This is a genomic window from Xylocopilactobacillus apicola, from assembly GCF_033095985.1.
In the GTDB taxonomy this organism is placed as follows: Bacteria; Bacillota; Bacilli; order Lactobacillales; family Lactobacillaceae; genus Xylocopilactobacillus; species Xylocopilactobacillus apicola.
This window is the reverse complement of the sequence record NZ_AP026802.1, coordinates 1296561-1323471: the sequence shown is the minus strand read 5'-3', so window position 1 is coordinate 1323471 and position 26911 is coordinate 1296561. Positions and strand designations below refer to the sequence as shown.

General features: G+C 37.2%; 23 protein-coding genes. 18 read left to right on the top strand and 5 right to left on the bottom strand.

Going from position 1 to position 26911, the window contains the following annotated elements; all coding sequences use genetic code 11:
* Nucleotides 1-185 precede the first annotated feature (185 nt).
* The 3 genes from R8495_RS06590 to R8495_RS06580 are packed head-to-tail and all read right to left on the bottom strand — an operon-like array spanning nt 186 to nt 3118.
* Nucleotides 186-329, bottom strand: coding sequence for a hypothetical protein (locus R8495_RS06590; protein ID WP_317634689.1), 144 nt, complete (start codon nt 327-329; stop codon nt 186-188).
* A gap of 58 nt (nt 330-387) precedes the next feature.
* A complete protein-coding gene (locus R8495_RS06585) occupies nt 388-2661 on the bottom strand; it encodes an ATP-binding cassette domain-containing protein (RefSeq protein WP_317636604.1) in 2274 nt (757 codons plus the stop codon).
* A 7-nt stretch (nt 2662-2668) separates the two neighbouring features.
* Nucleotides 2669-3118, bottom strand: coding sequence for a hypothetical protein (locus R8495_RS06580; protein ID WP_317634688.1), 450 nt, complete (start codon nt 3116-3118; stop codon nt 2669-2671).
* Nucleotides 3119-3183: 65 nt separating this feature from the next.
* Here R8495_RS06580 and R8495_RS06575 point away from each other — a divergent pair, with 65 nt between their 5' ends.
* Genes R8495_RS06575 through R8495_RS06565 form a run of 3 tightly spaced genes read left to right on the top strand, consistent with a single transcriptional unit; the run spans nt 3184 to nt 7204 of the window.
* Nucleotides 3184-4308: an AI-2E family transporter gene (locus R8495_RS06575; protein ID WP_317634687.1), complete on the top strand. Its 1125-nt coding sequence runs from the start codon at nt 3184-3186 to the stop codon at nt 4306-4308.
* Nucleotide 4309: 1 nt separating this feature from the next.
* Nucleotides 4310-5635 (top strand): hemolysin family protein, encoded by a 1326-nt coding sequence (locus tag R8495_RS06570; RefSeq protein WP_317634686.1) that lies wholly within the window; start codon nt 4310-4312, stop codon nt 5633-5635.
* Nucleotides 5636-7204, top strand: a complete 1569-nt coding sequence (locus tag R8495_RS06565; RefSeq protein ID WP_317634685.1) for a peptide chain release factor 3 — start codon at nt 5636-5638, stop codon at nt 7202-7204.
* Between the two features lie 158 nt (nt 7205-7362).
* On the opposite strand, the gene R8495_RS06560 is transcribed toward R8495_RS06565, so the two are convergent.
* Together R8495_RS06560 and R8495_RS06555 are read right to left on the bottom strand one after the other, a co-directional pair.
* Nucleotides 7363-7641 (bottom strand): DUF1827 family protein, encoded by a 279-nt coding sequence (locus R8495_RS06560; protein ID WP_317634684.1) that lies wholly within the window; start codon nt 7639-7641, stop codon nt 7363-7365.
* Between the two features lie 33 nt (nt 7642-7674).
* Nucleotides 7675-9867: an ATP-dependent Clp protease ATP-binding subunit gene (locus R8495_RS06555; protein WP_317634683.1), complete on the bottom strand. Its 2193-nt coding sequence runs from the start codon at nt 9865-9867 to the stop codon at nt 7675-7677.
* Nucleotides 9868-10118: 251 nt separating this feature from the next.
* Between R8495_RS06555 and R8495_RS06550 the strand changes: the two genes are divergently transcribed.
* From R8495_RS06550 to R8495_RS06480, 15 genes are all read left to right on the top strand, one after another.
* Nucleotides 10119-10307 (top strand): hypothetical protein, encoded by a 189-nt coding sequence (locus R8495_RS06550; RefSeq protein WP_317634682.1) that lies wholly within the window; start codon nt 10119-10121, stop codon nt 10305-10307.
* Nucleotides 10308-10424: 117 nt separating this feature from the next.
* Nucleotides 10425-10691, top strand: a complete 267-nt coding sequence (locus R8495_RS06545) for a phosphocarrier protein HPr (RefSeq protein ID WP_317634681.1) — start codon at nt 10425-10427, stop codon at nt 10689-10691.
* Nucleotides 10691-12424, top strand: coding sequence for a phosphoenolpyruvate--protein phosphotransferase (gene ptsP / locus R8495_RS06540; RefSeq protein ID WP_317634680.1), 1734 nt, complete (start codon nt 10691-10693; stop codon nt 12422-12424). Before R8495_RS06545 ends, ptsP begins: the two co-directional genes overlap by 1 nt.
* 112 nt (nt 12425-12536) lie before the next feature.
* On the top strand, nt 12537-15065 hold the full coding sequence (mutS, locus tag R8495_RS06535) for a DNA mismatch repair protein MutS (RefSeq protein WP_317634679.1): 2529 nt from the start codon (nt 12537-12539) through the stop codon (nt 15063-15065).
* Nucleotides 15055-17037, top strand: coding sequence for a DNA mismatch repair endonuclease MutL (gene mutL, locus R8495_RS06530; protein ID WP_317634678.1), 1983 nt, complete (start codon nt 15055-15057; stop codon nt 17035-17037). Before mutS ends, mutL begins: the two co-directional genes overlap by 11 nt.
* Nucleotides 17038-17067: 30 nt before the next feature.
* Nucleotides 17068-17934 carry an undecaprenyl-diphosphate phosphatase gene (locus R8495_RS06525; RefSeq protein ID WP_317634677.1) on the top strand — a complete coding sequence of 289 codons (867 nt, stop codon included), beginning with the start codon at nt 17068-17070 and terminating at the stop codon, nt 17932-17934.
* A gap of 22 nt (nt 17935-17956) precedes the next feature.
* Nucleotides 17957-18538, top strand: coding sequence for a Holliday junction branch migration protein RuvA (gene ruvA, locus R8495_RS06520; protein ID WP_317634676.1), 582 nt, complete (start codon nt 17957-17959; stop codon nt 18536-18538).
* Nucleotide 18539: 1 nt separating this feature from the next.
* Nucleotides 18540-19565 (top strand): Holliday junction branch migration DNA helicase RuvB, encoded by a 1026-nt coding sequence (ruvB, locus tag R8495_RS06515; RefSeq protein ID WP_317634675.1) that lies wholly within the window; start codon nt 18540-18542, stop codon nt 19563-19565.
* Between the two features lie 4 nt (nt 19566-19569).
* Nucleotides 19570-20607, top strand: a complete 1038-nt coding sequence (gene queA / locus R8495_RS06510; RefSeq protein WP_331678046.1) for a tRNA preQ1(34) S-adenosylmethionine ribosyltransferase-isomerase QueA — start codon at nt 19570-19572, stop codon at nt 20605-20607.
* Between the two features lie 11 nt (nt 20608-20618).
* Entirely contained in the window at nt 20619-21767 is a 1149-nt protein-coding gene (tgt, locus tag R8495_RS06505) for a tRNA guanosine(34) transglycosylase Tgt (RefSeq protein ID WP_317634673.1), read from the top strand.
* Between the two features lie 18 nt (nt 21768-21785).
* Complete coding sequence (gene yajC, locus R8495_RS06500) at nt 21786-22181, top strand: preprotein translocase subunit YajC (protein ID WP_317634672.1); 396 nt, start codon at nt 21786-21788, stop codon at nt 22179-22181.
* On the top strand, nt 22162-23652 hold the full coding sequence (gene zwf, locus R8495_RS06495; protein ID WP_317634671.1) for a glucose-6-phosphate dehydrogenase: 1491 nt from the start codon (nt 22162-22164) through the stop codon (nt 23650-23652). Before yajC ends, zwf begins: the two co-directional genes overlap by 20 nt.
* Before the next feature lie 15 nt (nt 23653-23667).
* Nucleotides 23668-24618, top strand: coding sequence for a DHH family phosphoesterase (locus R8495_RS06490; RefSeq protein ID WP_317634670.1), 951 nt, complete (start codon nt 23668-23670; stop codon nt 24616-24618).
* Nucleotides 24611-25936: a DEAD/DEAH box helicase gene (locus R8495_RS06485; RefSeq protein WP_317636603.1), complete on the top strand. Its 1326-nt coding sequence runs from the start codon at nt 24611-24613 to the stop codon at nt 25934-25936. Before R8495_RS06490 ends, R8495_RS06485 begins: the two co-directional genes overlap by 8 nt.
* Nucleotides 25923-26900, top strand: a complete 978-nt coding sequence (locus tag R8495_RS06480) for a hypothetical protein (protein ID WP_317634669.1) — start codon at nt 25923-25925, stop codon at nt 26898-26900. The genes R8495_RS06485 and R8495_RS06480 overlap by 14 nt, the downstream gene beginning before the upstream one ends.
* Nucleotides 26901-26911 lie beyond the last annotated feature (11 nt).

Here is a 26911-nt window from a genome sequence, read left to right as displayed (position 1 = left end):
GCAAAAAGATATTAACCCAAACCATCGATTTATCTCTGAAATTATAGCCTTTATAGGTGTTGATTATTTTTTGCATAATTTCCTTTCTTAAGTTCTTTTCTTGCCTAAAACGCATTTCGTTGGATTCACCGGATTTTATGCTTCAAACTCGGTCGATAATAATGTTTCTTCCAACTGTTTTACTTCTAAAATTGAATGTAGCCAATAAAACCGGCAATCACAGCTCCTATTAAGGCACCTACGATCATCCACCATCTGCCTTTCGGACGAGTCCAGACGATTCCGATTGCCGCGCCAACAATTGCTACAATTATAATACTACCCCACAATATTATTACCTCCTAAATTCTTACTCATTATTTTATGGTGTTTGTTTACGTTTGACAATTAATTTCCCAAGATTTGATTGTAATGTAGTAGGGCTTCGCCTGTTTTAGAAGCTGAATTTTTCATAGAATACTGTGGCGTTCCGCAGTACACCAGCTCTCCACCGTAAATACCAGCATCCGGTCCCAGATCAATTAACCAATCAGCTTGGCTAATTACTGCTAAATTATGTTCAATGATGATTACGCTATTGCCTAGATCGACTAAATGATTAAAAAGGCCAATTAATTTTGCGACGTCTTGCATGTGAAGACCCGCAGTCGGCTCATCCAGCAAATAAACGGTTCCTTCATTGCCAAGCTCTTGTGCTAATTTGAGTCGCTGTAACTCGCCACCAGACAAAGTGTCGAGCGATTGATTCATTGTTAAATAATCTAAGCCCACTTGCTGAAGATTAGCAAGTTTTTCATCGATTTTAGGAACATCTTTAAAGAAATAAATTGACTTACTAATTGAGGTGTTCAAAACTTCATAAATATTTTTCCCATGGTATTTATAACTGAGAGCTTCGTCGTTATAACGTTTGCCGTGACATTTTTCACAAACTTGTACGATTGGGTCCATAAAAGCCATGTTAGTGATCGTGAGACCTTTTCCTTTACAAATCGGACAAGCGCCCTTTCCGTTATAACTAAAAAGGGTAGTTGACACGTGATTTGCTTTTCCGAATAGTTTCTGGATTTCGGTCAAAATTTTCAGATAGGTAGCAATTGTTGAGCGAATATTGACGCTGACCGATTTCTGAGTCACATCCACGTAATCATAGTGTTCAGCTAAGATATCTTTTAAAACAGTTACAAGAGACGATTTGCCAGATCCAGCGACTCCAGAGATCACTGTTTCGTTACCGAGCGGCAGTTTTACTGAAATATTTTGAAGATTATGGAGGGTTAAATTATTTAAGACAATTTCGCCTGAACTAGGTCGAACTTTTTCTTTGAAATTTAGTTTTTGGCTAAGCCAGCGATTGGTAAGAGTTTTGGAAGCTCTAAGCTCAGAGTAAGTGCCCTCAAAGGTAATTTTTCCGCCATTTTCTCCTGGCTCCGGCCCAATTTCGACTATATACTCAGCCATTGCAATCATTTCTGGATTATGCTCAACGACTAAAACAGTGTTACCCTGATCTTTTAGTCCCACCAATGCATTCTTGATTAGTTTAATATCATGAGGATGTAATCCGACACTTGGTTCATCAAGAATATAAACCAAATCAGTTAGTGAACTGGTTAAAAATTTAGCAATTTTAACACGTTGGGATTCACCACCAGAAAGACTTCCAGTATCCCGATTTAATGTTAGGTAGCCAAGTCCGATCTTAATTAGAGATTGGATCTTGGTTTTAAGTTCTCGAATTACTTCTTCCGCTAAATCTTCGTTAATTTTGTCCAAAAACTGAGTAACATGTATTAGATCCAAACCAGAGACATCTGCGATATTTAAACCGTTAATTTTACATTTAAGGGCATCTTGATTTAACCGGGCTCCGTGACAAATAGGACAAACGATTTGTTTAACAACCGCGTTAATTGCTTCTTGATGATGCGAGGCCTCTTTTTTTCCTAAAATCGAACGTTTAATTCGGGGAACCACTCCTTCGTAAAGGGCAGTTTTAGGCCAAACTTCTGGCGGATTTTTGAGCCGTTGTTGAGGAGCATAAAGGAGCAGTTCCATCTCTTCTTTGGTGTAGTCTTTAAGTAATTTGTCATTATCAAAAAGTCCGCTATTTGCGTATCTTTTAAAACGCCAAGTATCGGGGCCAAAACTAACAAAGGTGATCGCACCTTCGTTAAGCGATTTTTTAGGATCGATAATTTTTTTCACATTAATGTCATCGACATATCCTAGTCCCTGACATTTTGGACACATTCCCTGTGGGAGATTAAAAGAAAAAGCATCCGAATATCCGACCCATGGTTTACCAATCCTGGAAAATAAAAGCCGCAACAAAGAATAGATCCCTGTATAAGTTGCAAGAGTTGATCTAGCATTAGCCCCCAATTTTTTCTGATCAACAACAATTGCAACAGGTAAATGTTTAATGGATTGAACATGGGGTTGACCATATTTTGGTAAATATTGCTGAGTGAAACTAGGAAAAGTTTCATTTAGTTCTCTTCTAGAGGCAGCAGCAATTGTGTCAAATACCAATGATGATTTACCAGCTCCTGATAAGCCGACAAAGGCGGTGATGACTTTTTTAGGGATTTTTAAACTGACATTTTTTAAATTATTTTGCTTAGCATTAACAATCCGAATAAACCCGTCAGCGAACAAATTATTTTTAGTCATTGCTTCCGTTATCCTGAATAACAGCTAAACTAGGTGGAATTAAATTGCCCAATAAAAGTGAGATAAAAAGAATCGTAAAGAATACTCCCACAAAGTGATTGACAATTATTTTTGGTGCAACTAAATCACGAACAGCAACAACTGCTAGAAAAGCGATTAAAGTATCGAACAGAAAATTAAAAATTTGCATTAATAACGGTGTTCGTTGATCTAATTTCTTCTCAGAATTGCGCCAGCGAGCCCGCAAGCTATTTAAAGGGTATTGCATTGCGATGCGAACAAAATACATAAAAAATCCAAATAGTGCTGCACAAAGAAGAATTCGCCAAAGCGAATGTGTATGTACAATAATTGCTAGAAAAATTCCAGCAAAAGTTAAGGCAGCACATAAATAAGGAATAATAAACATTAAAATGAACTTTAAAATTACGCGTGTTTTCAATTTGACCTCTTTCATGAAGTTTATTGTATTATAATTATAGTTCAAATAGAATTTGAAGGGGCGCTATGTTTAGAAAAATAAAAAATTCACCCTTAATGTTTTGGTCACTTGAGGCGCTAATAGTTGTAAGTGTGATTTTGGTATTTACAAAGATCAGCTTTTTATTTTCGCCGATTATCCAATTTATTTCAATTGTTTTTGTGCCAGTTGTAATTGCAGGTTTTTTGTTTTTTCTCCTAAATCCGCTTGTTAATTGGTTTATGAAGCATAAAGTCCCCAAATCATTAAGTATTGCACTTGCAATGTTGCTTTTAATTGGCATCATAGCTTCTTTAATTATTGCAATTGTACCAAATATTGTGGCTCAAGCCTCACAAATTCTAGGGCATTTGCCACGAATTATCGCTGAGGCTCAGAAAAGTTATCGTTCCTTGTTGCAAAATGAACTTGTTCAGAAGTATCATCTTTACGATAGTTTTAATAAATTTGATATGCGAAAAGTTGTTAATGGGATTGTGACCTTTGCGAGCAAAAGTGGATTTCAGGTAGTTACGAGTATTGGCGGCATTATTTTTACAATTTTCTCCATCCCGGTCATATTAATTTACTTTTTAATTGACGGAGATAAATTTGTTAGCAGTGTTACTCGTTTTTTTCCAAAACAGCTTCAAGGATACGTTAGTGGACTTTTAAGTAAAATGGGAAATACGATTCAACTTTATCTGTATGGTCAACTCATTGAAGGAGTCTTTGTTGGAATGTGTATTTTCGTTGGGTATTCGATCATTCAAATGCCATACTCCTTTCTCCTAGGTTTTATCGCTGGAATTTGCACATTGATTCCTTATGTCGGTTCAATTATTGCGATTATTCCAGCGTTGATTATTGCCATGACCGTTTCTGTAAGAGAAATTTTTGCAGTTATTTTGGTTGTAATTATCATTTCTCAGATCGATGGTAATTTTGTTTATCCGAATCTAATTGCTCGGAATCTTAAGATTCATCCGTTAACAATTATTCTTTTGTTATATGTAGCAAGCAATCTTTTCGGTTTTTTGGGAACCATGTTTATTGTTCCCACCTATGGAATTTTGAAAACTTTAGTAATATATGTTTATAATGTAGTCAAGAATTACAGGCTGCATCACACTAAACAGATGTCGCTTTTCGAAGATAAACAAGGAGTCTAAATTGAGCGCTTCAAGTGAAGCAATAATTGAACAATTAATTTTAATCGTAATTTTAACGGCCATTAATGCCGTTTTTTCAGCGGCTGAGTTAGCCGTTGTTTCAGTAAATAAAAATAAGTTAGAATCGGGTCCCAAGGACAAAAAGACAAAGGCTTTGCTGAACATTGTAGAAGATTCCAGCGATTTCTTGGCAATTATTCAAGTCGGAATCACTTTTGCGGGATTTTTATCCTCGGCAAGTGCAGCAACCGGTCTGGCTGAATACGTTCAGGTGATTTTTGGGCACGCTAAATGGGCGCATGAGGCCTCGATCATTTTGGTTACCGTGTTGCTATCTTTTTTTACTTTAGTTTTTGGTGAGTTATATCCCAAGCAAATTGCTGTAAGAAATACCGAAGGGGTGGCAAGAGCTTTTGTTTTGCCGATTTCTTTTGTTGGACAAATTTTTAGACCGTTTGTGTGGTTACTTTCGGCCACGACTAATGTGCTTTTAAAAATGACAGGGCAGTACACCAAAAAAGAAAGCGAAGTATTAACTCGCGAGGAAATGATTAATTTAATCGAGAGTGGAAGACAAACAGGGATGCTTGCTTCTGACGAATTAAGTATGATGGAAGGAGTCTTTAGTCTTCAAACCAAAATGGCGCGGGAAATTATGATTCCTCGAACGGATACTTTTATGATTAATGTTGACGATCCTGCTGAAGACAATGTTAGAAAAATTTTGAATGAAGTTTATTCGCGAGTTCCGGTTTACAAAGAAAATCGTGATGAAATTGTGGGGATTGTTACAGTGCGCTCACTACTGAAATTTGGCTTTGATCACGATTTTGAACAACTCTCCATTGAGAAACTAATGAATCAGCCTTATTTTGTACCCGAAACAATTCGGATCGATAAACTTCTCGACAATATGCGAAATTATCAACAACAAATGGCAATTTTACTCGATGAATACGGGGGAGTAACTGGGATCTTAACGATTGAAGACTTAGTTGAAGAAATTGTGGGTGAGATTAACGACGAAATTGATCAGGCAGATATTTTGTGCCATAAAGTCGATTCAAATCATTATATTGTCAAAGGTGCGATGCCACTTGACGATTTTAATGAATTTTTCAAGGTAAATTTTGCTGATGAGGAAGTTGATACGATTGCAGGATATGTAATTAAAAAATTGGGAAAAATCCCCAAAAATTCGCAAAAACTATCGATCTTAGAAGACAATTTGAAAATAACTACTGGTCGGGTCAAAGGCTCTAGGCTCCTTAATTTGCAAGTAGAAAAATTAGCACAAACGATAAAAAATAAAACAGAAGAGAACTAGATGGAAGAAAAAACTAATTTAACGCAAGAAATTGAAAAAAGACGAACTTTTGCAATTATTTCTCATCCGGATGCCGGAAAAACAACAATTACGGAACAATTTCTGTTAGCCAGCAATGTGATTCGTAGCGCTGGAACAGTAAAGGGACGCAAGTCTGGGAAATTTGCTCAATCTGATTGGATGGAAATTGAGAAAAAGCGAGGAATTTCCGTTACAAGTACTGTTTTAGAATTCAACTATCAGGATTGTAAGATCAATTTGTTGGATACGCCTGGTCATCAGGATTTCTCAGAAGATACTTACCGGACACTTTCGGCAGTTGATTCGGCGGTAATGGTTATCGATTCAGCAAAGGGAATCGAGGCCCAGACCAAAAAGCTTTTTCAGGTTACAAAGCAGCGAGGGATCCCATTATTTACTTTTATGAATAAGCTTGACCGTGAAGGACGATCTCCGATGGATTTGGTAGATGAAATTGAAAATACGTTGGGAATTGAAGGTTATCCAATGAATTGGCCGATTGGGATGGGTAAAAATTTCCGGGGAATTTATAATATTTCTCAAAAAAGGATAGAGCTCAATTTACCAAATGGTGAAGTTAAAGTGGTTTCAATTGAAAATGGGATTCCCGCTGATCAAATTTTTAAAGAACCGATTTTTCAAGAAGCTTTTAATGAAGTTGAACTTTTAAAGGAGGCTGGCAATTCTTTTGATCCTAAGAAAATTCAGTCAGGTGAACAAACTCCGGTGTTTTTCGGGTCAGCTCTAACCAATTTTGGAGTTAAAACCTTTCTAGATGAATTTGTCAAAATGGCACCAAGTCCTGCAACGCATGAAGACGTTAATGGACAGGTAATTTTGCCAGATGATGCAACGTTTTCAGGCTTTGTTTTTAAAATTCAAGCTAACATGAATCCTCATCACCGAGATCGAATTGCCTTTATTCGAATTTGTTCAGGAGAGTTTAACAAAGGCATGGAAGTCCTAAATGAGCGTAGTGGTAAAGGGCTCAAGCTGAATTCTTCAACCATTAATCAATCTAGTGATAATGAACAGGTAAGTAAAGCCGTTGCGGGGGATATTATCGGCCTTTTTGATAACGGGAATTATCAAATTGGAGACACCATTCATTCGGGTAAGAAAAATCTTAGCTTTCCACCTCTGCCAACTTTTACCCCCGAACTTTTCTGTCGCGTCCGAGCAAAAAATGTAATGAAGCAAAAATCTTATCATAAAGGGGTTAATCAGTTAGTTTCTGAAGGTTCAGTTCAACTGTTTAAAGAAGTTTCGACTGGAGATTATATTTTGGGCGCGGTTGGACAACTTCAATTTGAAGTTTTTACTTTCCGGATGCAAAATGAGTACAGCAGTGAAGTGGAATTGGTTCCAATGGGCAATCGAATTGCTCGATGGATCGAAGATGAAAACGTTGATGAACACGATTCTTCAAGCCGAAATCTACTAGTGAAAGACATTTTTGATGGATATTTATATTTATTTGAAAATACTTTTGCTTTGAGATGGTATCAAGATAAACATCCGAAGGTTAAATTAGTCGAAAAAATCTAAAAAAGATCAGATGAAAAATCACTTGATCTTTTTCGGGCTCTATAATATTGAGTGTTGATCAGTAATGATCGGCGCTCTTTTTTTACCTATACCAATTTTAGATTTTTGGCAAAATAAAAGGTGGTGAAACCTTAATATTTTCACCACCTTTTTTAAAACTAAAGCTCTGCTGAGATCTCGACAAGTCCCTTGTTCTTGATAAGACTGTAAGTATTCCGTTCATTTTTTCCCAGAAGTTCTTCAACTACTTTTTTGATTTCTGGTTCTTGGATACCTCGATGCTTGTTTTCTAAAACAATTTCGATGGTATGAGGTCGTCTGGTGTATACGACGGTAGTACGCCCCAAAGAATAGACTTTAATCAAACTTGCATCAGTATTAAGCAACTGGTTTTCTACTAGACTAGAGTATGAATTTGTTGTATTTACTAGTTTCATTTCGGATTCTCCGTTTTTTCCTTGAAAAAATCACTAACTTTTTTCTGACTTATTAACAACAATATTGCCTGAATTCACTCTGACCTCAATTGATGTATTCTGCGGGTGATCAAGGTAAAAGTCAGCAACTTTATCTTCCACTTGCTCTTGGATAACACGTCTTAGCGGTCTGGCTCCCATTTTGGGGTCGTATCCTAATTCAACAATCTTCTCTTTTGCTGGATCTGTCACATGAATTGAAATTCCCTGATTGGAAATATCAGCATTCGTGTCATTTAACATGATGTTGACAATTTTCAAAAGATCAGTTTTACTTAAACTTTGGAACTCGACAATATCGTCAAAACGATTCAGAAATTCAGGTTTAAAGTAATCGCTTAGTTGATTTAAAACTGAATGACTACTTCCTGATTTACTTGCTCCGAAACCGACACTGGCCTCGGTTGTCCCCTGACCAGCATTAGAAGTCATAATGATGATGGTATCCTTAAAACTAACCGTGCGTCCCTTTGAATCGGTGAGTCGACCATCATCAAGAATTTGTAGAAACATATTCAAAACGTCAGGGTGAGCCTTTTCAACTTCGTCAAGTAAAATAAGGCTATAAGGATTGCGCCGAACTCTTTCTGTTAACTGACCTGCTTCTTCATATCCAACATAACCAGGAGGAGAGCCGATCAATTTTGAAACTGAGAATTTCTCCATGTACTCAGACATGTCAAACCTGATCATAGAATTTTCAGTTCCAAATAAAGTTTTTGCTAATTGTTTTGCAAGTTCCGTTTTTCCTACACCTGTTGGACCAACAAAAAGAAATGATCCGATCGGACGACCAGATTTATTAAACCCAATTCGATTTCTTCTAATCGCTCTGGCAACTTTATCCACTGCTTCATCTTGACCAATTACTTTCTTTTTAAGGTCAACGGCCAAAGTTTTAAGCTGCTGTTGTTCTTTAGATTGAAGTTCTCCAACGGGGATATTGGTCGTTTTTTCGACGATTTTCTCAATATCTCTGACAGTTACTTCTGGCCATTCAGCCATCTTTTGATCTTCAGATTTTTGCGCATCCTTTAACTTAGTAACCTGATCGCGGTAATAAGCGGCTTTTTCGTAGTCCTCTTCACGAAGAGCCTGATTCTTCTGCTCTTCCACTTTTTGAATTTTATTTTGAATCACTTGAGGATCTACTACGTCAATCAAAAGATTTTTTTGGGAACCACTTTCGTCCATCAAATCAATTGCTTTATCTGGTAAGAAACGATCTTGAATGTAACGGCTTGAAAGTTCTACTGCAGCTTCAATCGATTTCTCAGAATAGTGAACGTGGTGATAGTCTTCGTAACGTTTTTGAAGGCCTTGTAGTATTTTAATTGATTCTTTTACCGTTGGTTCACTTACCATTACAGCTTGCAATCTTCTAGCTAATGCTGAATCTTTTTCAATGCTACGATATTCATTTGAAGTAGTAGCACCGACAATTTGAAGATCGCCGCGAGATAATGCGGGTTTTAAAACATTGCCAGCGTCCATTCCACCCTCGGCGTTTCCAGCGCCAACAATTTCATGAATTTCATCAATAAACAGAATAATTGATCGATTACTCTTTAACTCATCAATTAATTGTTGCATTCGTTGTTCAAACTGACCGCGAATTCCGGTCCCTTGAACGAGAGATACAACATCGAGGCGAACAATTTTTTTGTCTCTAAGTTTTTGTGGCACTTTTCCTTCGGCAATTCTTTCAGCTAGTCCTTCTACTACGGCTGTCTTGCCAACTCCAGCTTCCCCGATTAAAACGGGATTGTTCTTCGTTCTTCTGTTTAAAATTTCAATTACACGAGAGATTTCTTTATCTCGCCCAATTACTGGGTCGATTTTTCCGACTCGGGCCTGTTCTGTTAAGTCAACGCCAAATTTGCCTAAAAAACGACCTAAATTATTATTTGGTTGTTGAGGGGATTGGTCGTTCTGTTCAAAACTTTGTTCAGAATCATTTGGATTACCAACATTGTTTTGAATTGCTCCGTTGTCAGCAGATTCTTTGAAAAATACTTCTAAAAGATTGCTCGGATCAAAATTTTTACTATTAGCAATATCTCCAATCTGTTGTTCTTTTAACTGTTGGTAACAAAATTGACAAAGATCCAACTCTTTCTTTTGCCCCTCTCTATTGGCAAAGAGATGAATCGTTGCGGGTCGTTGTTTGCAATTTTGACAAATCATGTCCGTTTGCGACTCCTTTCATAAAAGATCAAAAAAGTTTGACCTTTCTTGACATAACCAATATATAACCAATGTCAAGCAAAATACAAAAAACGAAGAATTTTTATTAGTATATTGCTATTCGTGCTGGTTAATACCTATAATGTATACCAAGAATTACTTTTTGAAAAAGTTTGATCTTTCTTGACCTTATAAGTATATTAGGTATTATAACAAATTCAAACTTAAAAATATATCCTTGAGGCTAAAAAATGGTAAATTTAAATTATCGCGATTTAATCGCTCAAATGATGAATGATCCCAAAAAAGAAATTTTAATTAAACATCAAGACTTTAAAGACTTTCATGAGGTATGGCTTAAAGAACCGCATCGAGATGAAATTGTTGGGAAAGCTTTAAAAGGGGGAGACATAATTTATCACTACCAGCCAAAAAAATAAACTATTTTCTTTAATAAGAAACCGTTTTTTTCTATTGTTTATTTTCCAAAAAAATGATAACCTTTTCAGGTGTAGGGGTTTTGTACCCTAAACGTAAACTTAAAGGAGTAATAAAAAATGGCATCTAAAGATTTTCATATTATCGCAGAAACTGGTATTCATGCACGTCCGGCAACAATTTTGGTCCAGACGGCTAGCAATTTCAAGGCGGATATTAAATTAGAATATAAAGGCAAATCAGTTAATTTAAAATCAATCATGGGCGTAATGTCTTTAGGCGTTGGTCAGGGAGCAGATGTAACAATTTCTGCTGAAGGCGCTGATGCGGATGAAGCAATGAACGCAATTAATGAAACAATGACTAAGGAAGGATTGTCAGAATAGTGGCTGAGCATTTAAAGGGTATTGCTGCCAGTGATGGCGTTGCCGTAGCTAAAGCCTACCTTCTTGTTCAACCTGATCTTTCATTCAATAAAAAAACGGGAGCAGACGTCGAAAAAGAAAAATCACGTCTTGATGAAGCTTTAACCAAATCTCAAGATGAATTGGAGAAAATTAAAGCTCATGCTGAAGAATCGATTGGAGTAGAAGAAGCGCAAGTTTTTGAAGCTCATATTATGATTTTAGGCGATCCTGATTTTATTGGTGCAATTAAGCAAGAAATCGAAGACAAAAAGGAAAATGCTGAAGCAGCTCTTTCAGATATTTCGAATAATTTCATTGCTACGTTTGAAGCGATGCAAGACAACGACTATATGAAGGAACGGGCAGCTGACATTAGAGATGTAACAAAGCGGGTGATGAGTCATCTGTTGGGTGTAACCCTTCCTAATCCATCTTTAATTAATGAAGAAGTTGTGATCTTGGCTAAGGATTTAGCACCTAGTGATACAGCTCAGCTTAATCGCAAGTATGTTAAAGCATTTGTAACTGATGTTGGTGGTCGAACTGCGCATTCAGCAATAATGGCGCGTTCGCTTGAAATTCCAGCAGTTGTCGGTACTGATCGGGCAACAAGTTTAGCTCAGAGCGCTGGCGATGTTAAAATTGCAGTAAATGGTGTTACTGGTGACGTGATCATTGATCCGACGGCAGCTGAAATTGCTCAGTTCGAAAAAGCTGGAAAAGATTTTATTCAGCAAAAAGAAGAGTGGGCAAAACTCAAGGACGAATCGACTATTACAGCTGATGGGAAGCACTTCACTTTGGCTGCTAATATCGGAACTCCTAAAGATCTTCAAGGAGTTTTGGCAAATGGAGCAGAAGCAATTGGTTTATACCGGACAGAATTCTTGTATATGGATTCGTCCGAATTGCCAACTGAAGATGCTCAGTTTGAGGCTTACCGTGAAGTACTTGAAGGAATGAACGGCAAACAAGTAGTTGTTCGAACAATGGATATTGGTGGGGATAAACACTTGCCATATTTACCATTGCCAGAAGAAGAAAATCCTTTCTTAGGCTACCGAGCAATTAGAATTAGTCTTGATCGACAAGAGATTTTTAGAACTCAATTAAGGGCTCTAATTAGAGCTTCGTACTATGGCAAATTGGGAATTATGTTCCCAATGATTGCCACAGTTAATGAATTTAAAAAAGCAAAAGCAATTTTTCAGGAAGAATTTGATCAGCTAAAAGCAAGCGGAACCCCTGTTTCTGATGATATTGAAGTTGGAATGATGGTTGAAATTCCTGCTTCAGCTGTCTTGGCAGATAAGTTTGCCAAAGTTGCTGATTTCTTTAGTATTGGTACAAACGATTTGATTCAATACACCATGGCTGCAGACCGGGGTAATGATCGCGTTTCCTACCTTTATCAACCATATAATCCAGCGATTTTACGCTTAGTTAAAAATGTGATTGACTCAGCTCACAAAGAGGGTAAATGGGTCGGCATGTGTGGCGAAGCAGCAGGTGATCCGATTATGGATTGTATACTTTTGGGCATGGGGCTTGATGAATATTCAATGTCAGCTACTTCTGTCTTGAAGATACGTTCCTTAATGAAACGGATTGATACCAGTAAAGTTGTTGAATTAGCAGAAAAAGCTATAACTGAAAGTGTTACTAACGAAGACAACATTCAATTAGTTAAGAAGTATATTGATCTAGATTGATTGAATTGCGTCAAAAAGGGAAACTAACATTAATAAAAATTGTTGGTTTCTTTTTTTACCCAAAATTCAGTTATAATGGATTTTATATTAAACTTTTAAGAGAAGGAATAAGATGCCACAAAAAATCGCAGATAGCCCAATGATGAGGCAATATCGATCTATTAAAAAAGAATATCCAGATGCTTTCCTATTTTTCCGAGTTGGTGATTTTTATGAAATGTTTGATTCGGATGCCGTTAAGGGAGCTCAACTTTTAGAATTGACGTTAACTTCCCGTTCAAAAAGTGCTGATGAGCAAATTCCAATGTGTGGGATGCCCCATCATGCAATTGATAAGTATTTATCTGAATTAACTGAAATGGGTTATAAGGCGGCAATTTGCGATCAAATAGAAGATCCCAAGTCATCGACGGGTCAAACTGTTAAACGACAAGTAACGCGAGTAGTAACGCCAGGAACTTTCATTAGTGATGAAGATTTGACTGATAATAATTATCTTAGCGCTCTAGTTTTAGGAGAAGAAATTGGCTTAGCCTATGCTGATTTAGCAACTGGTGAGTTTAAATATACAAAATTCTCTAACCTTAACAGTGCTATCTTTGAAGTTTTAGGTTTAAATTCGCGAGAGTTAGTGACGACCAAAAATGATTTGAAGCGTTTAAAGCAAGTTTTTGCTAAAAGACAGATGACGTTTTCGCCAGTGGATTTTAAATTGGATCAAGAAGACCCAGGAGTCAGCGCATATACCTTGCTTGAATCTTATATAACTTCAACTCAAATGCGCTCGCTCTCCAATTTAAGTGAACCGGTGTATTATGAACCACAGGAGTTTCTTTTGATTGATTATGCTTCAAAACAAAACTTGGAATTAACTCACGCTCTAAGCACTGGCAAGAAGTATGGGTCATTGTTTTGGGCGCTTGATCAAACATCAACTACGATGGGTTCGCGCTTACTTAGAAATTGGATTGAACGTCCTTTGCTTGATCCTAAGAAGATTGAATGGCGCCAAGATTTTGTTGCTATTTTAATTAAAGAATATGTAATTCGTAACGATCTTCAAGGAAAATTAAAAAAGGTCTACGATTTAGAACATTTGAGTTCGAAGATCGCTTTTGGAAATATTAATGCTCGCGAACTCACCATGTTGAAAAAAACTTTGCAAGAAATTCCTCAGATTAAATCTGCTTTGGGAAAAAGTGGTGAAGAGATTTTACGCAATTATGAAAAATTACTTGATCCTTTGACTGATATTTCAGATTTAATAGATCATTCAATTAAAGAAGATGCACCGATTACGATTACTGATGGTGATATAATTTGCGATGGTTATAATTCAGAACTGGATCAGTATCGGGATAGCCTAACCGGTGGACGAGCTTGGATTGCTCAAATGGAGGCTAAAGAAAAAGCGCGAACCGGAATTAATACATTAAAAGTGGGTTATAATCGAGTGTTTGGTTATTATCTAGAAGTGTCAAAGGTTAATCAAGATAAAGTACCGGATAATTATCAACGAAAACAAACTTTAGCAAATGCTGAACGTTATATCACACCAGAGCTAAAAGAACATGAAAATTTAATTTTAAATGCGCGAGATAACTCGGCCAAGCTCGAATATTCCCTTTTTAACGAGATTCGAGATCAAATTAAAGAACAAATTGCTAAAATTCAAAAATTAGCAGGTCAAGTGGCCCAACTCGATGTTTTGAATGCTTTAGCAATTGATAGCGAAAAAAATTCTTATGTTCGTCCACAAATTTCTGAAAAAAGAGAAATTAAACTAGTTGAATCTCGTCATCCCGTTGTTGAGCAAGCTAATTCGGTTATTGATTTCGTCCCAAATGATATTTTAATGCCAGAAAATAACGAAATTACAATTATTACTGGCCCAAATATGTCTGGAAAAAGCACGTATTTAAGGCAATTAGGATTAATTGTGATTATGGCACAGATTGGCAGTTTTGTTCCAGCTAATGAGGCAAAATTACCACTTTTTGATCAAATTTTTACTCGGATCGGTGCAAGTGATAATCTTTTAACTGGCGAGAGTACTTTTATGGTGGAGATGAAAGAAGCAAATCGGGCCTTGCAGGAATCGACAAGTAATAGTTTGATTCTCATGGATGAAATAGGTCGGGGAACAGCAACTTATGACGGAATGGCGATTGCCATGGCAATTATTAAGTATTTAAGCGAGCAAGTACACGCGAAAACTTTGTTTTCAACCCATTATCATGAATTGACTCAGTTGTCGACTCAAATGAATAATTTGAATAATAAACACGTTGGCGCAGTTTTAAAAAAAGGAAAACTGATTTTTATCCATAAAATGCTGGACGGTCCTTCTGATCGATCTTATGGGGTTCATGTTGCGCAACTGGCGGGCCTTCCTAAACAAGTCGTCAAAGATGCTTTTCATTACTTGAAAGAATTTGAGAAATCTTCTGCCCTTGCACCGGTTGGTAAATTCAGTCAAGAAAATTTGTTTTATCAAGCTACAGCAAGTCCTGAGGAATCGATTTCAAGTGAATTGATTCAAAAAATTCAAGGAATTGATCTTGATACATTAAAACCAATCGATGCTCTAAACTTGCTTTGTGAATTACAAGAGGAGGTGAATCAAATAGATGACGAATAAAATTCATGTTCTATCAGCGGATATGATTAATGTAATTGCTGCAGGGGAAGTAATTGAACGCCCTGCCTCAGTAGTTAAAGAATTAGTTGAAAATTCAATTGATGCTGGGTCAACCGATATTCGAATTTATGTCAAACAAGCTGGAATAGAAGAAATTAAGGTGATTGACAATGGAGCAGGGATCAATCCCGATGAACTTGAATTGGCGATTACTGCTCATACCACCAGCAAGGTAAATCGGACTGGGGATATTTTCCGGCTTAAAACGATGGGTTTTCGAGGTGAAGCACTTGCTAGTATTGTTCAGATATCTCGTTTTGAATTATCCTCACAAACTAAAAATGAGTTGGGCAAAACGATTATTGGAGCTGGTGGAAAGGTTACTGAGCGAAAAACGATCAGTAAGGCAGTTGGGACTACAGTAACAGTCCGAGAACTTTTCTTTAATACGCCAGTTAGATTGAAATATTTGAAATCAATTTCGACTGAGTTGAGGCATGTTACTGATATTGTCCAACGTCTGGCGATGAGTCAGCCTCAAATTAAGTTTTCCCTTTATTCAAACGGCAAAGAAATTTTACATACCGCTGGAAACGGAGATTTTAGACAGACAGTTGCTGGAATTTACGGTGTCGAGTTTTCTCAGAGTCTTATTGAAATATCCAAAAAAGATGATGATTTTTCGGTTAATGGTTTTGTCTCCCGTCCTGATAATACGCGATCTAACCGCCGTAATATTAATTTTAGTGTGAATGGGAGAGTCGTTCGAAGCTTGGAATTGACTCGTTATCTTCTAGACGGATATCGGACTAAATTAATGGTTGGCCGTTTTCCAACCGCCGTAATTGAAATTGAGTTGGATCCGCATCTGGTTGATGTTAATATCCATCCTTCCAAACAAGAGCTGAAAATTTCGAAAATTGATCAATTAGGCGGTTTAATTAATCAAGCAGTTGATCAAGCTTTGGGCCACTTGGATTTAATACCAGCTGCTGATCCTAATAAAATGAGCTTTTCTGATGTGATCGATCCAGCAGTCGAGATGCAAAAGCATTTTGAATCATTGAGTCATGCATCAGTTGATTATTTCACTCAAAATCCACAAGTGGCTGTCGGGCAAGTTAAAGAAAATGGTGAAGCATCAGAGTTACCAAACTTTGAAGTGGAAAAACCTAATCAGGCAGATTTTTCAAACATTCCGCTGTTTATGCCGGAAGATCAGCAACAAATGAAAAAATGGGACGAACGTTATTCCAACGAAAAGAAAGTGGCATCTTTTGTTGATGATAAATCGGACATTTCAACTGATAAGCCTAAAGATAGTAATCTTTTTACTAAGGCTGAGGAAAAAAGTCGTTTTCCAACGTTAGAATACGTTGGTCAGGTTCAAGGAACTTATTTACTTGCAAACACCAAAGATGGTCTTTATATTATTGATCAGCATGCCGCGCAAGAACGAATTAATTTCGAGTATTATCGCCAAAAACTTGGTGAAGTTAATTCGGATGAACAAACCCTTTTAGTGCCGTTAGTTTTGGAATATTCACAAAGTGATTTTTCGGAAATTCAGGGTAAGAAGTCGGTCTTAGCTGATTTGGGGATTCATTTAACAGAATTTGGCGGCAACAGTTTCTTACTTAATCAGTATCCAGCTTGGATTAAAGCTAATCAGGTGAAGTCAACGATTAAAGAAATGATCGATTTTATTCTTAACAATCATCAAATCACCCTAGAGAATTTTCGTTTAAAGACTGCCAAAATGATGAGCTGTAAAAGAGCAATTAAGGCACATCAATTTCTCTCAGATAGCGAAGCACGTGAATTAATCAAAAATTTAGCAATGTGCGAAAATCCCTTTAATTGTCCGCATGGGCGCCCAGTTTTGGTGCAAATTACCAATCATGATTTAGATCGAATGTTTAAAAGACTTCAAGATCCGCATTTACATGATCTGGGTTTGAGTGTAGATTAGTTATAGAAAATATCTTAGATTGGAATAATAATGATACATATTCTTCAAGCAGTTATTATCGGTATTATCGAAGGAATTACCGAGTTTTTACCTATTAGTTCGACAGGCCATATTGTTTTAGCTGAAAATCTAATGAAAATCCCAACAACGGTTGATCCGAATGCGAAAATTGTCGCATTTGATGCCAATTTCTGGACCATGTTCAGTTACGTGATTCAACTGGGAGCAATTTTTGCAGTAATTTTCATTTATTTTAATCGGCTGAATCCTTTTTCTGGCAAAAAAGATCGGCAACAAAAACACGATACTTGGCAATTATGGTTTTATGTCGTGGTGGGAGTGATTCCCTCAGTGGTAGTGGGATTGCCGCTAAACGACTGGATGGATGAACACTTGATGAACTGGCAGGTGGTTTCAGCTACTTTGATAATTTATGGAATTCTTTTCATTGTAATTGAAAATTGGAATCGGACTCGCCAGATTCGGCGCACAAAACTGCATAATATGACTTATGGATTAGCGCTATCGATCGGCTGCTTTCAAGCACTAAGCATTGTTCCTGGGACTTCACGTTCGGGCGCAACGATTTTGGGTGCTTTAATCCTAGGAATGAGCCGGATGGCAGCAACTGAATTTTCTTTCTTTCTGGCAATTCCGACAATGTTTGGGGTGACGATTTTAAAGTTAGGGAAATTTTTCTTAAAAGGTGCTACAATGAGCGGTCTTGAACTTACTACTCTTTTAGTGGGATTTGTTGTTTCAATGATTGTGGCTTGGTTTGCAGTAGTATTTCTAATGAACTACCTTAAAAAGCATAATTTCAAAGTGTTTGGTGTTTATCGAATCATACTGGGTTTTGTGGTAATTATTGCAGGAGCCTTTTTCAAACTTTTCTAAGGTGTTAAAATAAGGAGAACAGATGTTTGCATTCATTGAAGGGATCGTTGCGCAAATTGAAGCGGGAGCGGTTATTTTAAATATTAATGGGATCGGATTTAGAATTAAAAATGGTGATCCTTACTCTTTTAATTTAGGAGATCAGGCGCGGCTTTATACCCACATGGTTTCTACCGATACTGATTTAACTTTGTACGGTTTTAAAACGACAGCAGAATTAGAGCTATTTGAGAAACTTTTAAAAGTTTCAGGAATCGGGCCAAAAAGTGCTCATGCGATTGTCGCTTCAAAAGATGCGACAAAATTAGCAGAAGCAGTCGAGAATGACGATCTTAAACTATTGATGAAATTTCCTGGTGTGGGTAAAAGGACTGCTCAACAAATTATTTTAGATCTCAAAGGTAAGCTGGGTACCGTTTCTAAAAATGAAGGCCTATTTGCAGTTGAAAATCAGGCTCTTCAAGATGCAATTGATGCACTAATTGCACTTGGATTTAGTGAAAAAGAAGCTCAAGGTGCAGGGAAAATTATGAAAAAAGAGCAAAAAGAATTGACTACACAAGAATATTTAAAACTCGGCCTAAGCATTTTAACGGATAAATAAAATGGATTTTAATGACGATTTAGATTTATTAAATAGCGAGATTACGGATTTAGAGGAAGAGCAGTCAAATGATTCTATTCGCCCTCAAACGTTAGCTAGCTATGTAGGTCAGAGTAAGGTTAAAGCTGAATTAGAAGTTTATATTAAGGCAGCTCAGATGCGTGAAGAGGCGATGGATCATGTGCTTTTTTATGGACCTCCTGGTCTTGGAAAAACAACTTTAGCCAATATTATTGCCAATGAACTTCATGCTAATCTGAAAACAACCAGCGGTCCTGCAATTGAGAAGGCTGGTGATTTAGTTTCGATCATTTCATCTCTTGAGCCAGGAGATGTTTTGTTTATTGACGAAATTCACCGAATTCCGCGCTCGATTGAAGAAATTCTTTACAGTGTTATGGAAGATTACTATCTTGATATCAATCTTAACGGTCAAGAGGGAACACGCATGGTTCATCTCGATGTACCCCCATTTACTTTAGTTGGTGCTACTACTCGAGCGGGGATGTTAACAGCTCCCTTAAGAGACCGTTTCGGTATTACTGAACGGCTTAACTTTTATAATAGTTCTGAATTAGAACAGATAGTGATTCGTTCAGCTGGAATTCTAGATTACCAAATCACAGAGGAAGGCGCTAAGGAAATTGCTCTACGTTCACGCGGCACGCCCCGGATTGCTAACCGACTTTTAAGGAGAATTAGAGATTTTGCACAAGTTGAGAATAAATCTGAAATTGATCAAAAGATTGCCCGCCAGGCACTTGATCAACTTCAAGTTGATTCAAAAGGCTTAGATCAACTTGATCGCAAAATTTTAGATCTAATGTATGATCTCTATCAAGGTCGAGCGGTCGGTATTAGAACCATTGCAGCAAATTTAGGAGAAAAAGGTGAAACAATTGAAGAAATATACGAGCCTTATTTACTCCAATTGGGCTTTATTGCTCGCACCCCATCTGGGAGAATGATTACTCCTATGGGGATTGAACATTTAAAAAAAGTTAGAAAAGAAGAGAAATTTGAATAGTAAAATAAATTTATTATCAACGGAGAGTTACGATTACGATTTACCGCCAGAATTAATCGCTCAAACTCCGATTATAGATCGTTCCAGTTCACGTCTTTTGGTGCTAGATCGTAAAACTGATCAATTGACGGACCAACATTTCTATAATATTATTGATTATCTAAATCCAGGTGATACTTTGGTCTTAAACGATTCGAAGGTCATGCCTGCCCGCTTAATCGGAGAAAAATCAGATACTCATGGACATGTTGAATTTCTATTATTAAAAAACACTCATAGTAATGATTGGGAAGTTCTAGCCAAACCAGCACGCCATCTTCATTCGAAAACAGAGGTAGTTTTTGGAAATGGCTTATTGAAAGCTACGATTCAAGACTATCTTGGAGAAGGACGCTTCAATGTAACTTTTAATTACGAGGGAGTTTTCCTAGAAATTTTAGATCAGTTGGGAGAAATGCCGCTGCCGCCCTACATTAAAGAAAAATTGGCAGATAAAGATCGTTACCAAACAGTTTATGCTAAAAACTGGGGATCGGCAGCCGCTCCAACAGCAGGGTTACATTGGACCAAAGACTTACTTGCAAAAGTTAAAGATAAAGGTGTTAATGTCGCGTATCTTACTTTACACGTGGGATTAGGGACATTTCGTCCGGTGAATACCGACAATGTTAAAGAACATCATATGCATAGTGAGTATTATATCTTGGATGAAAAGACTGCCGATTTAATTAATCAAACTCATCAAGAAGGTCATCGCGTGATAGCTAATGGGACAACGGTGGTAAGGACACTTGAAACTGTTGCTCATAATCATGACGGTAAAATTGTCGCTGACTCAGGATATACAGATATTTTTATTTATCCTGGATTCAAGTGGGAAGCAGTAGACGAACTCATTACTAATTTCCATTTGCCGAAGTCGACACTTGTCATGTTAGTGGCATCTTTTGCTAATCGTGAACAGATTTTAGCAGCATATGAACACGCAATTAAACAAAAGTATCGTTTCTTTAGCTTTGGCGATGCGATGTTAATTAAATGAATTGAGGGAAAATGGACTGGCCAATTAAATACCGTTTAGAAAAAAAAGATCCCCGAAGTTTAGCCCGGGCAGGAGAGATTATCACAACCCGAGGAACTTATCAGACTCCGATGTTTATGCCTGTGGGAACCCAAGCAACTGTTAAATCTATGTCAAAAGACGATCTTAAAAGCCTAGGTGCAGGGATCATTTTAGTTAATACCTACCATATGTGGGTGCGTCCCGGGGAACAAGTTGTTAAAAAAGCTGGCGGCCTCCATGAATTTATGAACTGGGATCAGCCAATTTTGACTGATTCTGGAGGGTTTCAAGCTTTTTCATTAGCTGATTTAAGAAATTTTTCTGAAGAAGGAATTGAATTTAAAAATCATCTTAATGGTGATCGGATGAATATGACTCCAGAGGTGTCGATCAGAGTACAAAATGATCTGGATTCAGATATTATGATGAGTCTTGATATCTTAGAACCTTTTGACAGTAGTCATGATCAAATGAAAGCGGCAATTGAGCGAACTAGCCGCTGGGCAGAGAGAGGACTTCAGCAACACTTGAAAACCGGACGCCCTGATCAAGGTCTTTTTGGGATTGTTCAAGGTGGAGGCCATCGCGATTTAAGAGAGCAAAGTGCTAAAGATTTAGTTGCAATGGATTTTGCAGGTTATTCTATTGGTGGCCTTTCTGTTGGAGAAACTAAGTCAGAAATGAACGAAGTGTTATCTTATACAACGCCATTATTACCAGAGAACAAACCGCGTTATTTGATGGGAGTTGGGACGGCAGATTCTTTGATCGATGGAGTGATCCGCGGAGTCGATATTTTTGATTGTGTTTTACCAACGCGAATTGCCCGAAATGGAACCGCGATGACCCATCGGGGACGAGTTGTGATCAAAAACGCTCGCTACGAAGAGGATTTCTCGCCGCTTGATAGCGAGTGTGATTGTGATACTTGTCGCAATTATACGAAGGCTTATATTCGTAGCCTTTTTGCTAATCATGAAATCTTGGGGATTAGGTTGGTTAGCTATCACAACCTATATTTCCTTACGCATTTAATGCGGCAAGTTCGACAAGCCATTTTGGATGAGAATCTGTTAGAATTTAGAGAGGATTTCTTTGAAAAGTATGGCTTTAATCAAAAAAATGCTAAAAATTTTTAAAACAAGGAGTGTAAAGTAATGAAACTTAATTTAATGGCTGCTCAACAAGGTGCAGGGGGACAAACGATGTATATGTTAGTCTTGATGATTATCTTATTTGGTGCAATGTACATATTCACCGTTCGCCCTCAAAAAAAGAAGATGGCTGAACAACAAGATCGGCTATCGAAAGTCAAAAAGGGTGATGAAGTTATCACTAGAAGTGGCTTACACGGTACAGTTGATTCGGTTGATCAAGCTAAAAGAGTGTTTGTTTTAAATGCAAATAATATTTTCTTAACCTTTGAACTTGGAGCAATTATGGAGGTGAAATCTGTCGACAAACCAGAACATCTCAACACTAAAGATGATACTGATAGCCCTGAGATGGGTAATGTAGAAGAAGAAAGCGACAATGAGGAAAACGATAAGTAAGGATCTAGATTCCAATTTAGTAGAAGAAAAAAAGACGTTATTTATTATATTTGGCGGCTCAGGGGATCTTGCACGGCGTAAACTTTATCCCGCTTTGTTTCGTTTATTTTTAGCAGGTACCTTAAACGAGCATTTTGCTGTAATTGGAACTTCTCGGCGTTCGTGGCCTGATGAATATTACCAGAATATTGTTCTTGACTCGATTGCAAAGGTAAATGGTGCAACACAAGACGATCGTCAAAACTTTGCTAAACACTTCTTTTATCAAGCTAATGATGTGACTGATGTCGGTCATTATAAAGTGTTAAAACATCGAGCCCGGGAAATTGCTCAAAAGTTTCAAATTGATGGACCATGGCTTTATTATTTGGCAATGGCGCCTACTTTATTTGGCACCATTACGGAAAATTTAGCTCGTTGTGAATTTTTAGAAAATAGTCACCCGAATCGCCTGGTGATTGAAAAACCTTTTGGTCATGATTATTTAAGTGCGAAAACTTTAAACGAAGAAATTCAAAAGGCTTTTCCTGAAAAAGATATCTATCGCATTGATCACTATTTAGGTAAAGAAATTGTTCAAAATATTGTACCATTTCGTTTTAGTAATCCTTTAATTAAATCGATCTGGAATTCGAAATTTATTAGTAACATTCAGATTACACTTGCTGAAAAAGTGGGGGTCGAAGAACGTGCTGGCTATTATGAGCAAGCGGGAGCTTTACGTGATATGTTTCAAAATCATATTAGTCAGTTAATGATGCTCTCTTCGATGGAAGAACCTGTAAGTCTAGAGGCAAATGATTTTGTTGAACAGAAATACCGCGTATTAGCGAGTTTAAAACCACTGAATCAACAAGATTTGTTGAATAATTTTGTTCGAGGGCAATATTGTGCTTCAAAAGAAATGCCTGGCTATCGAGAAGAAGCGGGAGTCGATCCTAAATCCAATGTTGAAACTTTTGTTGCAGGAAAATTGGAGTTACAAACTCCTAGTTTAAAAGGAGTTCCAATCTATTTTCGGACTGGAAAAAGACTGAAAGAAAAAGAGACCAGAATTGATGTGGTTTTTAAAGCTCCTGAAACTGGTCCTTATCTTGATGCTAAAAACAATGTTTTAACGATTTTTATTGATCCATCTTCCGGTATTAGTTTAAAATATAATGCAAAGTCCATCGGAGATACGAAGATTTTGTCACACTTTGAGATGCAGCGACTTTATACAGAAGAAGAACGGCATCAAATGCCAGAAGCTTATCAGCGGTTATTTCATGACGTTTTAAATGGAGATAAAACTAATTTTGTTCAGTGGGAGGAGTTGTGCGCTTCTTGGAAACTAACAGATCAAATTGTAAATTATTGGCATCAACAACCGCTTGCAGATAGTGAATTTTATGCTGCAGGCTCTCTAGGTCCGAGATCAGCCAATGATTTGTTAGCTAATGATCACAACTACTGGATTTATCAAGGATAGAAAAGAAGGTTGATCATGAATGATCAAGTAGAAAAAATATTAAATTTAATTACATCATCATCTCAGATAATTGTGCTTCGTCATCAACACCCAGATCCAGATGCATTAGGTTCTCAATTAGGATTGGCGGAAATTTTAAGAAACTCTTTTCCTTCAAAAAAAATCAAGGTTGGCGGGATCAATGAATCCTCGCTAAGCTGGGTTGGCTCGATGGATAATTTAACTGATCAGGATTTTGCTAAATCATTAGTTATTGTCACCGACACGGCAAATACTCCGCGAATTGATGACGAGCGCTATCATCTTGGTCAAGGGCTAATTAAAATTGATCATCATCCAGACGATGATCCATATGGAACGATTCGTTATGTGGTGCCTGAGGCCTCAAGTTCCAGTGAAATTTTATGGGATCTTGTTTCAAAAAGCCATGGTAAATTAAAAATTAACTCTAAGGCGGCCCGTCTCCTTTATTTGGGAATTGTTGGTGATACGGGGAGATTTCTTTATTCGAATGCTACGGCCCATACTTTTGAAGTCACCGCGGATCTTTTAAAACATGAATTTAATGCTTCAGAAATTGCTGAGAGGTTAAGTGAGATCACCTTAGGTCAAGGCAGACTGCAAGGCTATGTTTTAGAACACTTAACAATTAGTCAAAGTGGGGCTGCCATGGTGATTGTTTATCGTGATACTCTTCAAGAATATCAATTGAACATGGATCAAGCTCATACGATTGTATCGGTACCAGGTCATTTATCAAATGTGAAGGCGTGGGTAGTTTTTGTTCAAAAACGCGACTTGACTTTTCGAGTACATTTACGATCAAAGGGCGTTGCAATTAATGAAATTGCTAAATCTCATCATGGTGGTGGACATGCTTTGGCCAGTGGGGCTGACGCTGAAGATGAACGAGAATTATCAGAAATTTATAAGGAATTAGAAAGAGCGGTAGAGAGTTATAAATAATCAAAACCAGCAGAAATCACCTTTTGCAAATTACAATTTTAAACCTGAAATCGTTGAAGCAATTGATAAACTAGGTTTTAAAAAACCTACGAAAGTTCAAGAACGCATCTTTTTTAGTGCCTTAAAAAAAGAAAACGTGATTGGGATGTCGGAAACTGGCAGTGGAAAAAGTCACGCTTTTTTATTGCCATTATTTAATAATCTTGATTTGGCTAAAAAAGAAATTCAGGCAGTGATTGTTTCGCCGAGTCGCGAATTAGCTGAACAATTAGCTTCGATGGCAGATGAGTTGAATCAATTATTGCCAGTACCTGCAAAAATTCAGCTTTTGATTGGTGGTAAAGAATTATCACGTCTTGAAGCAAAAGTTGAAAATAATTTACCACAAATTGTGATTGGAACACCTGGGCGAATTGTCGAATTGTTGCCAGAGCTTAGAAAACATTACGCCTCGTTTGTTTCTTTGGTGATTGACGAAGCAGATATGGCACTTGATCTTGGAAATGCCGAGAATTTGAACGTGATTTTAGAGACACTTCCTAATCTTCATCAAATTTTGTTCTTCTCAGCGACAATAAATCAACAACTTCAGTTGATGATCAAAAAGTATTTACACGGGGATGTTGCAATTAAGCAAGTTCCTAACGAAAAAGTCATCAACGATAATGTCAAGAATTATCTAATTTCTACACGTTCTCTAACAAAAGAAGAAATTATTTATCGCCTTGTTACTAGAAAACCAGAGTTTTTGGTTTTCATTTTTGCTAACACCAAAAAGAGAGTTGAAGAAATCTATCAATTTCTTAGTGCAAAAGGCTTAAACATTGCTCAGATGCATGGCGATTTACCGAGTCGTCGCAGGCATCAAATTATGAAAAAGATTATTAATCTTGATTATGAATTTGTTGTTTCGACTGATTTAGCAGCTCGTGGTATTGATATTCCTGGGATTAGTTTAATTGTTAATGATGATATTCCTAATGATTTAGAGTATTTTATTCACCGGGTCGGTCGAACTGCTCGAATGGGTCAAAAAGGGGTTGCAATCACTTTGTATCAACAAGACCTTAAAAAAGTAAAAGCTTTGGAAGCAAAGGGAATTAAATTCCAAGAAGTACGACTTTCCAAGGGAGAGCTGGTAAAAATTGATCACCGTAAGCGTCGTGAACGGCATCGTGAACAGCTTGCTAATCATCACCGAGATGTGTTAGTGCCTAGCCGAATGAAGAAAGTAAAGCCTGGTTATAAGCATCGCATTAACTCGTATACCAAGCGTCAAATGAGAAGAAAGGGCAAGCAGTCTAATGAAAGAGCTTAATGCACTCTATTTGGAAGTGTGGCCTGATTTAACGGAGGATGAGCAAAAAAGAAATTTTCAACAAATTATTCGCTATTTTGTAAGCCCCTTAAGTGAGATTCAAGATCTAAAGCCTGTTGAACGACATTTTAAAAATGAACGTTTTCGAGTTTGGGAAGTTGTTATCGACGGGTTACGTTACGTCTTCGTTCCAGGAAAAAGAGACTTTCTCGAAAGTTACGATTGGGATAGTTTTTGTGAAAATAATCAGCTTTTATTTGCTTTAGATAATCACTTTAATCAAGCTCAGGCAGATAAATTTTTTAAATATGCGAGTTATTATACGATCCAAAAAAAACATGATCCCCAACAGGTCTCTATCGATCCATTTTTGGTATCAGTTGATGCAATACCGGTGAGTGGACAAAGCGTTGGTTATTATGATCTTTACGATGGTCGTCAAATAATCGATAGTAAGATTGAGATGACTTATCGAAATGAATTAACTGAGCTTTTTAAAACGCGTCAAGATACACCCCACTTTTTTTTGCAGGAGGATTCATTAGAAAAGGTGGCCAAGGTCTTTAAAAAATCTTGTTTACAGCCAGGTCAACTAATGGAGAATTTCGCCAAAAGAGGAGTTGATTTCATCTCTGCAGATGAGTATTACTACCTAAAAAGTGGAGGAATGATGACGTTTTTCCCTTGGGGTGATGTTTTAGATCCAGCAACAGTGGACCGGCTTTATTATGTTCCAAATCGGTTTGGAATTAAGATTAAAAAAGATGATAATAATTATTTGTTAACTGATAATCCTTTTCGTTATTTAGAAGGACCAGTGAGCCAAAAGGGACGTTTAACTAAATATGTAAAATATGCGAGTTTTTTTGACAGTGGTTTTGTTCCGGACTTTGACTATTTTAAAGAACCAATCGATAATTGGCAGATGGAGTATCGGCCAGTGATTAGAATTAAAATTGATTAAGAGGTATAAAC

Excerpts from the sequence above, each read along its gene's own strand:
- R8495_RS06560 (WP_317634684.1), bottom strand. The coding sequence starts at position 7,641 with ATGAAACTAGTAAATACAACAAATTCATACTCTAGTCTAGTAGAAAAC.
- R8495_RS06490 (WP_317634670.1), top strand. The coding sequence starts at position 23,668 with ATGAATGATCAAGTAGAAAAAATATTAAATTTAATTACATCATCATCT.
- yajC (WP_317634672.1), top strand. The coding sequence starts at position 21,786 with ATGAAACTTAATTTAATGGCTGCTCAACAAGGTGCAGGGGGACAAACG.
- mutS (WP_317634679.1), top strand. The coding sequence starts at position 12,537 with ATGCCACAAAAAATCGCAGATAGCCCAATGATGAGGCAATATCGATCT.
- R8495_RS06480 (WP_317634669.1), top strand. The coding sequence starts at position 25,923 with ATGAAAGAGCTTAATGCACTCTATTTGGAAGTGTGGCCTGATTTAACG.
- R8495_RS06555 (WP_317634683.1), bottom strand. The coding sequence starts at position 9,867 with ATGATTTGTCAAAATTGCAAACAACGACCCGCAACGATTCATCTCTTT.
- R8495_RS06575 (WP_317634687.1), top strand. The coding sequence starts at position 3,184 with ATGTTTAGAAAAATAAAAAATTCACCCTTAATGTTTTGGTCACTTGAG.
- R8495_RS06565 (WP_317634685.1), top strand. The coding sequence starts at position 5,636 with ATGGAAGAAAAAACTAATTTAACGCAAGAAATTGAAAAAAGACGAACT.
- R8495_RS06545 (WP_317634681.1), top strand. The coding sequence starts at position 10,425 with ATGGCATCTAAAGATTTTCATATTATCGCAGAAACTGGTATTCATGCA.
- ruvB (WP_317634675.1), top strand. The coding sequence starts at position 18,540 with ATGGATTTTAATGACGATTTAGATTTATTAAATAGCGAGATTACGGAT.
- zwf (WP_317634671.1), top strand. The coding sequence starts at position 22,162 with ATGAGGAAAACGATAAGTAAGGATCTAGATTCCAATTTAGTAGAAGAA.
- R8495_RS06525 (WP_317634677.1), top strand. The coding sequence starts at position 17,068 with ATGATACATATTCTTCAAGCAGTTATTATCGGTATTATCGAAGGAATT.
- tgt (WP_317634673.1), top strand. The coding sequence starts at position 20,619 with ATGGACTGGCCAATTAAATACCGTTTAGAAAAAAAAGATCCCCGAAGT.
- ruvA (WP_317634676.1), top strand. The coding sequence starts at position 17,957 with ATGTTTGCATTCATTGAAGGGATCGTTGCGCAAATTGAAGCGGGAGCG.
- mutL (WP_317634678.1), top strand. The coding sequence starts at position 15,055 with ATGACGAATAAAATTCATGTTCTATCAGCGGATATGATTAATGTAATT.
- R8495_RS06550 (WP_317634682.1), top strand. The coding sequence starts at position 10,119 with ATGGTAAATTTAAATTATCGCGATTTAATCGCTCAAATGATGAATGAT.